The organism is Acidipropionibacterium jensenii DSM 20535, assembly GCF_000425285.1.
Taxonomy (GTDB): Bacteria; Actinomycetota; Actinomycetes; order Propionibacteriales; family Propionibacteriaceae; genus Acidipropionibacterium; species Acidipropionibacterium jensenii.
Window position 1 is genome coordinate 188,622 of the sequence record NZ_AUDD01000001.1, and the last position, 13,604, is coordinate 202,225.

Sequence of the window (13,604 nt, forward strand, 5' to 3'; positions counted from 1 at the left end):
CGACAGGCAGTTCCTCAGCTCGCGGCGATCGGGTGGACCGTGGCGCTCACCAGCCGAGCGGTCCCACTGGTCGCCGCGAGTCGCAGCCCGGTCGCTCCCGGGCCCGGGAAGATCACCGAGGTGATGGCGACCAGACCGTCGGGGCTGAACACCTCGACACTCGAGGGGTTGACCACCACCCGCAGCCATGCCCGGCGCATCACGCCCAGGCAGGACTGCGGCCAGCGGGTGGTGACCGTCGCGGAGGTGGCGCGCAGCAGTCCCTCGGCGGGCACCCCGGGCTCGGTGCTCGGGGCGGTGAATGACGGGCTGAACTCGGTGGCGCCGCTCTCGCTGCGGTCGAGGGTCAGCGATCCCTCCGCGGGACGCCACACCAGGTCGGTGTGGACCTGTCCGTCGCAGCGGATCTGAAGGGTGACGGAGCCGGCGGAGTCGTAGGCCGAGGCCTCCAGTTCGATCTCGGCGTCCAGAGCCCGGCCGCCGAGCTGCGACAGGGGGTTGGACGCCGCCGTGACGGGCCGGTCGGCCACGGTGCGCGAGGTGGCGTCCGGACCGATTGGCGCGGTGACCGGTGCGGAGACAAGACGCGGACCGGCCGGGGTGTGGACCAGGCGGAGCTCGCGGGGTGTGGCCAGGGTGGGCGGCCGGTCATCGGGGGTCGCCGTGCTGCCGGGGGTCAGATCCGCGTAGTCCTCATTGCCCACCGCCGCAATCATGATGCGGCGTCCCGAGGCGTCCTGGACCGAGATCGGGGCGTAGAGGTCGCGACCGAGATCGGTGCGCAGCACCGGGTCTGACGCCGGGGTGCCGGTCTGTGACGAACCTCTCTGCGGGGTGAAGGCGCGGCCGTCCCAGTCGCCGACCAGGTACCGGGTGGTCGACCCATTGGTCCGGGGGGAGGCGGCGCTGGTCCACCACAGCACCCAGCGGGTCTGACCCTCCAGATCCAGTGGGAGGAGATCGGGATGGCAGAGGGCCCCGCCCTCGTGCCAGCGGGCGGCGTCGAGGACGCTGGTGGCGGTCCAGGAGGTCAGGTCGGTGGAGACCAGGAATGTGAACCCGGTGCCGTCGGCGACCACCATCACCCACTGGTCGTGGGCCTCATCGCGGATCACCCGGAGGTCCGACGGCTGGGCAACGGGCGACTGGGCGCCGGGCAGGCAGACGTCGACCACCGGTCCGGGCTCAGGGTGCCAGGTGCGGCCGGAGTCGGTGCTGCGGGCCATCGTGACTGAGGAGGTGGAGCCAGAAGTGTCGGAGGCGCCGTGGTGGAGCAGGAGAGCCACCAGATCGGCCCCGTCGGCCACGACGCAACCCGAGTCGGCAGGCAGATGGTGGTCGGTGGTGGGGATGTGGCGCCAGTGCAGGAGGTCGGAACTGACCGCCTGGCTCCAGCGATCCCCGGCCCGGCAGAACAGGTGACAGCCGTCGGGCAGTTGCAGAAGTGAGACCGGAGCGGGGAGTCCGGACCCGCCGATCGACGGGTTCCTCTCAGCTGTGGCAGCCGTGGTGGCCTCACCGGGGCGCGACCCCTCAAGCGTCTCGATCATGCTCTCCCACTCTTTCGGTCCAGATCACTGCGAAGGAGAAGCTTATGCGCAGATGCTGTGAGAAGTGGTCCTGACTGGGCCGAACTCACGATTATGTGCAGTCTGCGCAGCACGGGCGAGTGATCAGCGCGCCGCGACCACGTCCGGTTCCCCGCGCTCCACCGATCCGACATCGGCGAGCCGATGGGTGTGTCCGTTGACCACCGCGAAGCGCATCCCGGTGGGCGAGATCCACAGATACACGCCCTGTGCGGGCTGCTCGAGCCGCCATCTTCCCGCCGTCTTCGCCCGGTGCTCCCGCCGCGAGACGGGCCCGAGATTGGAGATCCTGGTCTGACCGGGTGGGGCCGGGGAGTCGGGTCGGGAGAATCGGTAGGGGACGGTGTGGTCCAGATCGCAGGACCAGGATCGTCGCGACGAGTAGGGGAAGATCGAGGTCTGCTCGCGCAACTGGAGCTGCATCCTGGTCCCGGTGGGAATCCGGTAGCCGTCGGTCGCCGGATCGGCACCCTGGTCGATGACCGGGATGACGCGGACCCGGTGATGGCCCAGCAGACGGGCCACATCGGCCAGCAGTACCGGGCCGACATCGCCACCGCGGCAGTCCACCTGGGCCACCCCGGTCGACCATCGCGCGGGATCCAGATCGGCGGCGTCGAGATGGACGACGACATCGGCCAGCGGAAGCGGCGGCGACGGGTTGGCCGGTTCCGAGGAGGAGGGCAGGTAGGGGGTGGCCAGCAGTTCCAGGGCCTGGGCCCGCAGGAGGGGCAGCTCCTCGGTGGCGCCCTCGTCGATCATCTGGTCGGTGAGGCGCTGGATGCTGTTCTGGAGACACAGCGCGGCACCGGTGTCCATCCGTGCGGTGAGCCAGGAGGTGGAGTCGCCGTTGTGACGGATGTGGACGAACCGTTCCTGCCTGGCCCGGCGCGCCTTGCGGGCGGCCAGAGCGGTGTCGGCGGCCACCACCAGACGCGGCAGTCGCCTGGAGATGGTCGACCAGCCGACGGTCCCCCACAGCCGGGCCAGGGTGGCGTCGATCCTCCCGGCCGCCTCGGCGGACAGTTCGGTGCAGGCACGGACGACCTTGCGGGCCTGCCACACCTCGAGGGTGAGCTCCTGGACGGCGGCCCACATCATGGGGTGGCGGCCCCTCAGGTTGACGGCGTCGTGGACCATCATGCTGGCCATCGGATCGTAGATTCCCAGAGTGGCGGCCACCTCCAGGGCCACGAACTCCCCGACCACCCCGGCTCCCTCGGACCCGGCCGCAACCGTCCGCTCGGAGGCGGGGTCGAGGGTGGGGTGGTCGGAGGAGGAGGCGGCGATCTGGGTGGAGGAGGAGTCGCGGTCCACCGGCAGGGGCTCGGGACTCGGCCACAGATCGACGATCTGGAGCACCGCTCTGATCGTCTCCACCTCACCGCGACGGCGGGCGGCATCGGCATCGGCCAGTCGCACTCTGGCCTGCCTGATCAACCCTCCGGTGTCCTCCATGTACCAATTCAAGCAGGGAGGTCTGACAGTTTTCGCAAGCCCGATCCGGGCGGTGCTGGCCGAGTCTCCAAGCCCTGCCGAACCACCGGTCCTCCCGATCACACGACCCTCCCGACCCGGACCTCCCCCGAACCATCAGGACGCCGCCCACTCACCGACCGGGTTCCTCCCGCACCGAGAAGTGCACCTCCGGACGTCCCCTGGTCGCCGCCCTGGTCCCGAGCCGATGGGTCGAGTGACTGGGAAGGCTGGGCTCGATGATGGTCCCGTCGGCCCTCTCCAGCCCCGCGATGTCGCTCATCGTCGGCGCCTCGGAGAGTCGGGAGTAGGGCTCCAGATCGATCCTCACCGGACCTGCCGGAGTCACCTCCACCTTCTTCCCGCGCACCTGCAGGACGGCTCCGGACCCTTCCTCGAGGGTGAGCTCGAGGGCATCGGGCGCCAGCTCCACCAGCACCCGCGAGCCGGCCAGGGTGAGCCGGAACCGCAATCCCTCCCACTCCTCGGGAAGCCGAGGGTCCAGATCGGGAATCCCGGCGTCGTCGCGCATCCCCCCGAAGCCGTACACCAGGGCGCTCCACACCCCGCCGGCCGAGGCGATGTGGATTCCGTCCTCGGTGTTGTCGTGCAGATCGGCCAGGTCGATGTACAGCAGATTCCGGAAATGGCTCACCGCCTTGGCGACATGCCCGACGTCGGCGGCCACGATCGCCTGGGCCACCGCCGACAGGCTCGAGTCCCCGGTGGTGAGCGGCTCGTAGTAGTTGAAGTCGCGCAGCCTCTCCTCGGCGGAGAACTCGTCGGAGTGCAGGAACTGCGCCATCACGACGTCGGTCTGCTTGATCACCTGGTAGCGGTAGATCACCAGCGGATGGAAGTGCAGCAGCAGAGGACGATCGGAGGCCGGGGTGTTCGGAAGGTCCCATACCTCCTTGGAGAGGAACTGGTCGTCCTGGGGATGGACCCGCAGAGTCTGGTCGTAGGCGATGTACATCCGCTCCGCGGCCTCCTCCCAGGCCTCCACCTCCCCGGGCCGCAGACCCACCCGGTCGACCATCCGGGAGTAGGCCTCGCGGTGGTCGCGCTGGATCCGGCGCACCGTGCGGGCGGCGTCCCACAGGTTCCCGCGCGCCATGATGTTGGTGTACAGGTTGTCGTTGACGACGGTGGTGTACTCGTCGGGGCCGGTGACGCCGTGGATGTGGAAGCAGCGCTGCCCCTCCAGCCGGAAGAACCCCAGATCCAGCCACATCCGGGCGGTCTCCACCAGCAGGTCGATGCCGGTGCGGGTGAGGAAGTCCCAGTCCCCCGAGGTGCGGACGTAGAGCATCAGGGCGTAGGCGATGTCGGCGTCGATGTGGAACTGGGCGGTGCCCTGGGCGTAGTTCGCCGACGCCTCCAGCCCGCTGATGGTGCGCCAGGGGAACAGCGCCCCGGCCATGTTGATCTCCCGGGCCCGGTTCCGGGCCGCCGGCAGCATCGTCCAGCGGAACCGCAGCGCCGCCCTCGAGACCTCCGGGGTCGTGTAGGAGTAGAAGGGCAGGACGTAGACCTCGCCGTCCCAGAAGTAGTGGCCGGAGTAGCCGGTGCCGGTGAGCCCCTTCGCCGGGATGCCGTGGCCCTGGCAGCGGGCGGCGGCCTGGGCGAGATGGAAGAGGTTGAACCGGATCGCCTGCTGGAGGTCCGGACGCCCCAGCACCTCGACATCGCTGCGACGCCAGAACCCGTCCATCCACTCCCGCTGCTCGGAGAACAGGTCCGCGACGTCGCTCGTCCTCCCGCCGCATGTCCTCCCGTCGGCAGCACCCCGGGGGCGGACGCCGACCGCGACGGCCTCGTCCAGGCTGCGCCGGCACCGCTGGATCAACTCGCCGGGCTCCGAGGAGCGCGAGGAGTGGTAGGCGACGTACTTCACCAGTCGCACCGTCTGTCCGCTGGCCGCCAGCACCCGGAACTCGCGGGTGACGGCGTCGGCCCCGTGCTCCTCGTGCTCGGTCACCTCGCCGTGCGCATCGATCTGGTGGTCGACGCCGATCCCGAGGGTCATCCCCGACGCCGCCACCCGGTAACCCAGGTAGTGGCGCGAACCGTCCCGACGGGACTCGGCGCACTGCAGGACGTGGCCGCCGACCCCGTCGGTCTTGCGCGGGTCGGCGATCACCGCCGCTGAGTCCTCCAGACCAGAGCTCTCCAGCCCGGACCTCTCCAGATCGGGTGCCTCCGGGTCGGCGTCCAACCGGTTGACCACCGAGCTCACTACGGTCAGCGGAACATCGCCGTCCAGCGGAGTGATCTCCAGTTCCATCACCGCCAGATGGCGGCGGGTGAAGGAGGCCATCCGGCGGGAGACGACGTGCACCCGCACCCCGGCCGGGGTGCGCCAGACCAGGTCGCGCTCCAGGGTCCCCGAGCGCAGGTCCAGCACCCGCTGGTAGCTCACCAGATCGGCCACCGGCAGGTGCAGGGGCTCGGCGTCGGCGTAGATCCGCATCACCGTCGGATCCGGTACCGGCAGCATCGTCTGTCCGACCCGCGCGTACCCGTAGGCCTCCTCGGCGTGATGGATCGGGAAGGTCTCGTGGAAGCCGTTGATGAAGGTACCGGGGGAGACGGCGTCATGGCCCTCCTCCGAGGTGCCCCGGATGCCGAGATACCCGTTGCCGACCGCGAAAAGGGTCTCGGCGGTCGCCGGTCGGGAGGGCAGCGCCGTCTCGCGCAGCGCCCACGGGTCCAGGGGGTGGCGGACGCGGTCCATCGGGGGATCGGGAACGGGATGACTCATCGGCACTCCTTCGTGCTTCGTCGATGGGAGGACGCGTCTGGATAAGATCCAGTATGGCATCGGTGATCCAGCTCGTGGTCGGTCTGGCCGCGCTGGTCGGCGGTGCGGAGCTGGTGGTGCGCAATGGTGCGGCGCTGGCCGCCCGACTCGGCGTGCCGCCGATGGTCATCGGTCTGACCATCGTCTCGATCGGCACCAGCGCCCCGGAACTGGCCGTCGGGATCGACGCCATGAGGGCCAATGCCGGGTCTCTGGCGATCGGCAACATCGCCGGCACCAATGTCGTCAACCTGCTGCTCATCCTGGGCCTGTGCGCCCGGTCCACTTCGACCGGCGCACCCTGCTGTTGGATCTGCCCAGCGTGGTGATCGTCGCGGTCCTGGTGCTGGGCCTGACGGCGGGAGGCCAGTTGGCGACCTGGACCGGGATCCCGCTGGTGACGCTGGCCGTGGTCTACACGGTGGCCCTGGGGCTGTGGTCGAAGCGCAGCCGTGACCCGCGACCCGTCGAGGAGATCGAGGAGCTCATCGACGGGGTCGGGGGCCACGGCGCGGGGCGGCGGACCTGGCTGTACCTGGTCCTGCTGGTGGTGGGGATCGCCGTCATCGTGGTGGGGGCCGACTGGCTGGTGGGTGCCGCGGAGTCGCTGGCCCGGGCGATGGGGGTCTCCGACGCCTTCATCGGGCTCACCGTGATCGCCATCGGCACCTCGACCCCCGAGCTGTTCACCGCGATCATCTCCACCTTCCGCGGGGAGCGCGACATCGCGATCGGCAATCTCATCGGGTCGAGCACCTACAACCTCACCCTGATCCTGGGGGTGCCGGTCCTGGTGTCGGGCGGTTCGGGCCCGATCGACCCCAGCCTGCTGAGGATCGACCTTCCCCTGATGGTGGCGGTCTGCCTGCTGTGCATCCCGCTGTTCCTCACCGGGCGGCGGCTGTCCAAACTTGAGGGAGGGGTGATGGTGGCCTGCTACCTGGCCTACTTCACCGCCCTGGTTCTCACTCAGGGATGACCGGCGCTGAGCTGAACCTGTGGTGAACCGGCCCGACGCCGTGCCACTGTTGAGCAATGGGACGAGACACCAGCTCCGTGACCTACACGCACGCCGAGCGCACCCGCTACCGGATCACCATGCGCGAGAACCTCGAGACCTTCGCGCGATACCTCCCCAAGGCCGAGTTCGCCCCCGCGGGGTCGATCGGCATGGAGATGGAGATGAACCTCATCGACGCCGACGGGCGTCCGGTCCGCCGCGCCACCGACACCCTGGCGGCGATCGGCTCGCAGGACTTCACCACCGAGCTCGGCGCCCACAACCTCGAGCTCAACCTGCCGGCCTTCCCGGTCAAGGGCGACAACCTCGACCGGGTCGAGCAGGCACTGCGCGCCCGGCTTGCCCTGGCCCAGGAGAGGGCCGGGCAGATCGGCGTCCGGCTGCTGCCGATCGGGATCCTGCCGACCCTCACCGCCGAGGACCTGCGCCACCCCCACTGGCGCAACCCGGAGAACCGCTACCAGGCCCTCGACCACGCGATCCTGGAGGCCCGCGGGGAGGACATCACCATTCAGATCCAGGGGGACGACGAGACCGATCTGGTCTTCTCCTCGATCGCCCCGGAGTCGGCCTGCACCTCGGTCCAGCTCCATCTCCAGGTGACCCCCTCCAACTTCGCCCCCACCTGGAATGCCGCCCAGGCGATCGCCGGACCGCAGGTGGCGCTGTCGGCCAACTCGCCGTTCTTCCTGGGCAACGCCGGCTGGGCGGAGTCGCGGATCCCGGTCTTCAGTCAGGCCGCCGACACCCGGCCCCCGGAGTTCATCACCCAGGGGGTGCGTCCCCGGGTGTGGTTCGGGGAGCGCTGGATCAACACCGTCTTCGACCTGTGGGAGGAGAACGTCCGCTACTTCCCGGCGATCCTGCCGGAGTCGCGGCAGGCCGCCGGAACCTCCCTGCTCACCGAGGGGGCCGCTCCCCGGCTCCACGAACTCGTCCTGCACAACGGCACGGTGTGGCGCTGGAACCGTCCGATCTACGACGCCGGTGGCGGCGGCAGGCCGAACCTGCGGGTGGAGAACCGGGTGCTGGCCGCCGGTCCGACGATCGGCGACCAGATGGCCGACGCCGCCTTCTTCTACGGTCTGGTGAGCAGGCTGGCCCGTCAGGTCCGGCCGATCTGGTCGCGGATGCCCTTCGCCGACGCCGAGGCGAACTTCACCGCCTGCGCCCAGCACGGCTTGGACGCCGAGGTGAGGTGGCCCGGGCTCGGCCGGGCCCCGGTCGCCGAGCTGCTCGCCGACGTCCTCATCCCGCTGGCCGCCACCGGTCTGGAGATGCTCGAGGTCGACCCGGGGCTCATCAGCCACTACATGTCGGTGGTCCGGGAGAGGGCCATCAGCGGCCACAACGGCGCCGCCTGGCAGCGTCATGTGGTCTCCCAGCTGGAGAGCGGCGGACTGTCGCGGGCCGAGGCGCTGGTCCGGATGACCTGCCTGTACCGGGACAAGCAGCACATCGGAGAGCCGGTCCACACCTGGTCGGTAAGCTGATCGTCGCCGCCACCTCGATCACTCGGGGGCGCCGAAATCAGGCCAGCAGGTCTGCTCCCTCGCGATGCACTCCCTCGGGCAGCGGGCCGGTGTAGCCGGCCGGGATGTGGGCGCAGGAGGGGTCGGAGGCCAAGTAGTCGCCGGTCATCGCGTAGGCGGTGGAGCGTGAACCCCCGCAGAAGTGGTTGAACTCGCAGACCCCGCACTTGCCGCTGAACCCCGACGGGTTGCGCAGTGCCTTCATCACCGGGGAGTCGCGGTAGATCTCGGCGAACGGGCGCTCCTTGACCGATCCGCAGTGGACCGGAAGGAAACCGGAGGGGTAGACGTCGCCGACATGGTCGATGAAGACGAACCCGGACCCCGAGTTGATCGCCAGCGGGGTGCGCGGGGGGCGCGGCCGGTCGATGCGGGCGCCGAGCAGGGAGGTGGTCTCGCGGGTCAGCCAGCGGTACAGCTCGCCGTGCTTGACGGGCTCGGCCTCGCCGCGCTCGACGGCGGCCCGCTGGAAGGCGATCCGGCGGTACTGCGGTGCCTCGGTGGTCTTGATCGCGATCCGGGTGGAGTTGTCGTGCAGCCAGTACAGGACGTCCTCGCGCTCGTAGGGGGAGAGCATGTCGAGGTGGGCGCCGCGGCCGGTCGGCACCAGCATGAATGTGTAGAACATGAAGGCGCCCAGGTCGATGGCGTTCTTCATCATCTGGGGGGCGTCGTGGATGTTCTTCTTGGTGAAGACGGTGTTGAGCTGGAATCTCATGCCCATCTCGTTGAGCATGTGGCAGGCCTCGATGGTCCGGTCGAAGGTGCCCGGGATGCCGCGGAAGGCGTCATGGCTGGCAGCCGTGCCGCCGTCCAGGGACATCGACAGCATCGAGACCCCGGCGTCCTGGAGCCCCTGGATCCGCTCCCGGGTGAACAGCGGGGTCACCGAGGGGGAGACCGAGACGTGCAGCCCCTTGGAGACGCCGTAGGCGGCCAGTTCGTTGAGGTCCTTGCGCTCGAAGCAGTCGCCTCCGGAGAGCACCAGCATCGGGTAGGGCCGATCGTAACTGGCGAGCTGGTCCATCAGGTCCTTGCCCTGGGCGGTGGTGAGCTGGCCGGGGGCGGCGTGGTGCTGGGCGTCGGCCCGGCAGTGCTTGCACACCAGGGCGCAGGCCCGGGTCACCTCCCAGATGACGATGAAGGGCTTCTGGCTGAGATCGTGCTTGATCTCGCGGACCAGCGGGTGACCGCCGGGATGACCGGGGTGGTGAACTCCGGGATGTCCGGGATGCGTCGTGGTGGTCACGTGGTTCCTCCTCGTCCGGAGGGGCTGGCACCAGGATCGACGGGAGGCCCCTCCCACAATCACCCCACGGTACGAGATGGCTTCCGACCAGCGGCGACCGGGGGTCCGATGGTGGGTCTCCACCGCCGGATCGGGCCCCTCTTGTCAACTTCCTACCGAACCGTAGGTTCGGCTTGTGCAGGTCCGTCGGGAGTGCTCAGAATGGTAGAGCTCACGTACTCATGCCCTCCGGAGGTGTCCATGACTGGGACCCAGGCCGAAATCGACCCCAACCCGGTGGCTCGGCTCGACCATGCGCCCGAGGCGCGACCTGATCCATCGATGGTTCAGATCCTCTCCCCGCAGGGAGTCTGGCACGACCACCCCGACTACCCGATCCAGCTGTCGGCCGATCAGCTGCGCCAGGCCCTCGAGAGACTGGTGATCGCCCGTCGGCTGGACCTGGAGGGGACCAACCTCCAGCGCCACGGCGAACTGTCCCTGTGGCCGCCGCTGCGCGGCCAGGAGGCCACCCAGGCCGGCGCCATCATGGCGGTCGGCCCGCACGATCAGGTCTTCCCCTCCTACCGCGAACAGGCCCTGGCCCACTGGATGGGGGTCACCCTGCCCGAGATTCTCGCCACCTGGCGGGGGTCGGCGATCTGCCCCTGGGACACCGTCGCCACCCGGTGCAGCGCCTACCCGGTGATGATCGGCTCCAACCCGCTGCACGCCGTCGGCTACGCGATGGGGATCCAGCGCGACGGGATGGTCGGTCGTTCGGTCTCCTGCGACGACCCGGCCACCTGCGATGACCCGGCGTCCTGCGAGGATGCCGCGGTGATGCTCTTCCACGGCGACGGGGCGATGAGCGAGGGGGACGTCAACGAGTCATATGTCTTCGCCGCCGCCAATCACGCGCCGATCGTGTTCTGCTGCGTCAACAACCAGTACGCCATCTCCGAGCCCACCACCCTGATCGCCCGCGGACCGCTGTTCCGCCGGGTGGCCGGATTCGGGATCCGCGCGGTCCAGGTCGACGGCAACGACGTCGTCGCGATGGCCGCCGTGCTGCGCGACGCGATGCGCCGGGCCCGGGCCGGGGAGGGGCCGAGCTTCATCGAGGCCTGGACCTACCGGATGGGGGCGCACACCACCACCGACGACCCGACCCGCTACCGGAGCCGGGAGGAGGAGGCCCACTGGGCCGCCCTGGACCCGATCTCCCGATTGCAGACCCACCTGCTGGACGCCGGTCTCATCGACCAGGACTGGTTGACCGACCTGGACCGTCGGGCCGACGACTTCGGCGCCGAGGTGCGCGGGGCGATCGCCAAGATCCCCGAGCCCGATCTGGTCACCGAACTGGGCAGGGTCTACGTCGACCCCACCCCCGAGAATCTGAGACAGCAGAATGAGCTCGCCGACTGGCTGGCCCTCGGCGAGGAGGAGGTGGCCGACCGATGAGCATCCTCACACTGGCCAAGGGACTCAACACCGGTCTTCACGACGCCCTGGAGGCCGACCCGAAGGTCGTCCTGATGGGGGAGGACATCGGCCGTCTGGGCGGCGTCTTCCGGATCACCGACGGCCTGCAGGCCGAGTTCGGCCCGCAACGGGTGGTCGACTCCCCGCTCGCCGAGTCGGGCATCGTCGGGACCGCGATCGGACTGGCGATGCGCGGCTACCGGCCCTGCGTCGAGATCCAGTTCGACGGCTTCCACGCCCCGGCCTTCGACCAGATCGTCTCCCAGCTGGCCCGCTACCACGCCCGGGTGTGCGGCGCCTGGTCCCTCCCGGTGACCATCCGGATCCCGTTCGGCGGCGGGGTCGGCTCCCCGGAGCACCACTCCGAGTCCCCCGAGGCTTTCTACGCGGGAGTTCCGGGGCTCAAGGTGGTCACCTGCTCCAGCCCCGACGACGCCTACTGGCTGGTGCGCCAGGCGATCGCCTCCCGCGATCCGGTGATCCTCTTCGAGCCCAAGCGGCGCTACTACGCGCGTGGCCCGGTCTCCGAGGTCGCCACTCTCGGGATGGGCCAGGCTCGGGTCACCCGGCCCGGCACCGATGTCACCGTGCTGGCCTACGGGCCGATGGTGCAGACCTGTGTGGAGGCCGCCGATGCCGCCGCCGAGGAGGGCACCTCCCTGGAGGTCATCGACCTGCGCTCCCTGTCGCCGATCGACATGGAGACCATCGAGGAGTCGGTGCGCAGGACCACCCGCTGCATCGTGGTCCACGAGGCTCCCCTGACCGGAGGTCTGGGCGGCCCGATCGCCGCCCGGCTCGCCGAGGACCTGTACTACGTGATGGAGGCCCCGGTGCTGCGGGTGACAGGGTGGGACACCCCCTACCCGCCCAGCCGCGTCGAGTCCGACCACATTCCCGATGTCGATCGCATTCTGGACGCCGTCGACCGCTCACTGGCGTTCTGACCGAGGAGTAGATGTGAAGAACTACCGCATGCCCGATCCCGGCGAGGGACTCACCGAGGCCGAACTCGTCTCCTGGCGGGTGGCCGAGGGGGACACCGTCGCCATCAACGACGTCCTGTGCGAGGTCGAGACCGCCAAGTCGATCGTCGAACTGCCCAGCCCGTTCGCCGGGGTGGTCGCCCGGATGCTGGTCTCCGAGGGGGACACCGTCGCCGTCGGCGCCCCGCTGGTCTCCATCGACCAGGGGGACGGGCCCGCCGAGGAGCCCGAACTGCTGGTCGGCCACATTCCCGACGAGGAGGGGGGACGACGTCGTCGCCGCCGCTCCGCGGAGAGCCGGTCGAACCCGGCCCCCGAGCCCGCTGCAGAACCTGCTGCGGCTCCCGCACCGGCTGCCCCTGCTCCTGAGCCCGCTGCTGCGCCGGAGTCTGCTGCCGCGCCGGTTGCCGAGCCCGCGGCCGAAGCAGCTCCCGCCCGCAGTTGCGCCACGCCGAGCTGTGCGGCTCCCGAGCCTCCCCGGGTCGACCGCAGCGAGGGACCGGACCATGTCCTGGCCAAGCCCCCGGCCCGCAGACTCGCCAAGGATCTCGACATCGACCTGGCCGATGTCACCGGAACCGGACCGGACGGCGTCATCACCCGCACCGACGTCAAGCAGGCCGCCGATGCGCGCAGCACCGGCGGGTCGGCCGGCTCCGCCCGCACCGACGTCAAGCGCGCCCCGGCCGGCCAGCAGTCGCTGTCCCCGGCCCAGCGCCGACTGCTGGACGGCGACGCCACCAATGCCGAGGGGACCGAGCACCGGGTGCGGATCCAGGGGGTGCGCAAGGTCACCGCGGTGGCCATGAAGGACTCCATCGACACCAAGGCGCTGGTCACCAGCTTCATCACCGCCGACGTCTCGGCCACCATGGACCTGGTCGCCAAGCTGCGCGCCGACCGCGCCTTCAAGGGACTGCGGGTCTCCCCGTTGACCGTCTGGTGCAAGGCGGCCTGCCTGGCGATGACCCGCACCCCGGTGATCAACGCCCGGTGGGACGACGACTCCGGTGAGATCGTCTACAACCGCGACATCAACCTGGGTATCGCCGCCGCCACCCCGCGCGGGCTGATGGTCCCGGTGCTGCGGGGGGCCCAGGACATGAACCTCCTGGAGATCGCCTCCGAGCTCACCCGGATCGTCGCGATCGCCAAGCAGGACCGGTTGCAGCCCTCCGACTACTCCGGCGGCACCTTCTCGATCTCCAATGTCGGGGTCTTCGGTCTGGACGCCGGCACTCCGGTGGTCAACCGCACCGAGTCCGCGCTGCTGGTGCTCGGTGCGATCAGCCGTCGTCCGTGGGTGGTCGGCAGCGGCGCACAGGAGCAGATCGTGCCCCGCTGGGTGACCACCATGAGCCTGGGCTTCGACCACCGTCTGGTGGACGGCGAGCAGGGCTCGACCTTCCTGCACGACGTCGCGGAGATCCTGTCGGATCCCACCACGTCGCTGATGTACTGACCGGCTGATGTACTGATCG

Annotated in this window: 10 protein-coding genes; 6 read left to right on the forward strand and 4 right to left on the reverse strand. The window is 69.8% G+C overall.

The window, feature by feature from the left end:
- Nucleotides 1-14: 14 nt before the first annotated feature.
- The 3 genes from H590_RS0100865 to H590_RS14135 all read right to left on the reverse strand — a co-directional run bounded on the left by H590_RS0100865 (nucleotide 15) and on the right by H590_RS14135 (nucleotide 5,829).
- Nucleotides 15-1,550, reverse strand: coding sequence for a glycoside hydrolase family 32 protein (locus H590_RS0100865; RefSeq protein WP_028702062.1), 1,536 nt, complete (start codon nucleotides 1,548-1,550; stop codon nucleotides 15-17).
- Nucleotides 1,551-1,673: 123 nt separating this feature from the next.
- Nucleotides 1,674-3,047 (reverse strand): DUF222 domain-containing protein, encoded by a 1,374-nt coding sequence (locus H590_RS0100870; RefSeq protein WP_028702063.1) that lies wholly within the window; start codon nucleotides 3,045-3,047, stop codon nucleotides 1,674-1,676.
- 151 nt (nucleotides 3,048-3,198) lie between these two features.
- A complete protein-coding gene (locus tag H590_RS14135) occupies nucleotides 3,199-5,829 on the reverse strand; it encodes a glycoside hydrolase family 65 protein (protein ID WP_071161679.1) in 2,631 nt (876 codons plus the stop codon).
- Between the two features lie 53 nt (nucleotides 5,830-5,882).
- Here H590_RS14135 and H590_RS18815 point away from each other — a divergent pair, with 53 nt between their 5' ends.
- From H590_RS18815 to H590_RS0100885, 3 genes are read left to right on the forward strand one after another with little or no spacing between them, the layout of a single operon-like run.
- Nucleotides 5,883-6,197, forward strand: coding sequence for a sodium:calcium antiporter (locus H590_RS18815; RefSeq protein ID WP_197720471.1), 315 nt, complete (start codon nucleotides 5,883-5,885; stop codon nucleotides 6,195-6,197).
- A complete protein-coding gene (locus tag H590_RS14140) occupies nucleotides 6,140-6,847 on the forward strand; it encodes a sodium:calcium antiporter (RefSeq protein WP_197720472.1) in 708 nt (235 codons plus the stop codon). The genes H590_RS18815 and H590_RS14140 overlap by 58 nt, the downstream gene beginning before the upstream one ends.
- A 56-nt stretch (nucleotides 6,848-6,903) precedes the next feature.
- Entirely contained in the window at nucleotides 6,904-8,382 is a 1,479-nt protein-coding gene (locus tag H590_RS0100885) for a glutamate-cysteine ligase family protein (protein WP_028702064.1), read from the forward strand.
- Nucleotides 8,383-8,419: 37 nt separating this feature from the next.
- Here the strand turns inward: H590_RS0100885 and H590_RS0100890 are convergent, their stop codons facing one another.
- Entirely contained in the window at nucleotides 8,420-9,670 is a 1,251-nt protein-coding gene (locus tag H590_RS0100890; protein ID WP_028702065.1) for a TIGR04053 family radical SAM/SPASM domain-containing protein, read from the reverse strand.
- Nucleotides 9,671-9,991: 321 nt separating this feature from the next.
- Here H590_RS0100890 and H590_RS0100895 point away from each other — a divergent pair, with 321 nt between their 5' ends.
- From H590_RS0100895 to H590_RS0100905, 3 genes are read left to right on the forward strand one after another with little or no spacing between them, the layout of a single operon-like run.
- A complete protein-coding gene (locus H590_RS0100895) occupies nucleotides 9,992-11,116 on the forward strand; it encodes a thiamine pyrophosphate-dependent enzyme (RefSeq protein ID WP_028702066.1) in 1,125 nt (374 codons plus the stop codon).
- Complete coding sequence (locus H590_RS0100900; protein WP_028702067.1) at nucleotides 11,113-12,084, forward strand: alpha-ketoacid dehydrogenase subunit beta; 972 nt, start codon at nucleotides 11,113-11,115, stop codon at nucleotides 12,082-12,084. Before H590_RS0100895 ends, H590_RS0100900 begins: the two co-directional genes overlap by 4 nt.
- A 28-nt stretch (nucleotides 12,085-12,112) precedes the next feature.
- A complete protein-coding gene (locus H590_RS0100905) occupies nucleotides 12,113-13,585 on the forward strand; it encodes a dihydrolipoamide acetyltransferase family protein (protein WP_028702068.1) in 1,473 nt (490 codons plus the stop codon).
- Nucleotides 13,586-13,604 lie beyond the last annotated feature (19 nt).

What these genes read in the sequence shown, in the direction of transcription:
- H590_RS0100900 (WP_028702067.1), top strand. Translation starts at nt 11,113, where the DNA reads ATGAGCATCCTCACACTGGCCAAGGGACTCAACACCGGTCTTCACGAC.
- H590_RS0100865 (WP_028702062.1), bottom strand. Translation starts at nt 1,550, where the DNA reads ATGATCGAGACGCTTGAGGGGTCGCGCCCCGGTGAGGCCACCACGGCT.
- H590_RS0100870 (WP_028702063.1), bottom strand. Translation starts at nt 3,047, where the DNA reads ATGGAGGACACCGGAGGGTTGATCAGGCAGGCCAGAGTGCGACTGGCC.
- H590_RS0100905 (WP_028702068.1), top strand. Translation starts at nt 12,113, where the DNA reads ATGCCCGATCCCGGCGAGGGACTCACCGAGGCCGAACTCGTCTCCTGG.
- H590_RS18815 (WP_197720471.1), top strand. Translation starts at nt 5,883, where the DNA reads ATGGCATCGGTGATCCAGCTCGTGGTCGGTCTGGCCGCGCTGGTCGGC.
- H590_RS0100895 (WP_028702066.1), top strand. Translation starts at nt 9,992, where the DNA reads ATGGTTCAGATCCTCTCCCCGCAGGGAGTCTGGCACGACCACCCCGAC.
- H590_RS0100885 (WP_028702064.1), top strand. Translation starts at nt 6,904, where the DNA reads ATGGGACGAGACACCAGCTCCGTGACCTACACGCACGCCGAGCGCACC.
- H590_RS14135 (WP_071161679.1), bottom strand. Translation starts at nt 5,829, where the DNA reads ATGAGTCATCCCGTTCCCGATCCCCCGATGGACCGCGTCCGCCACCCC.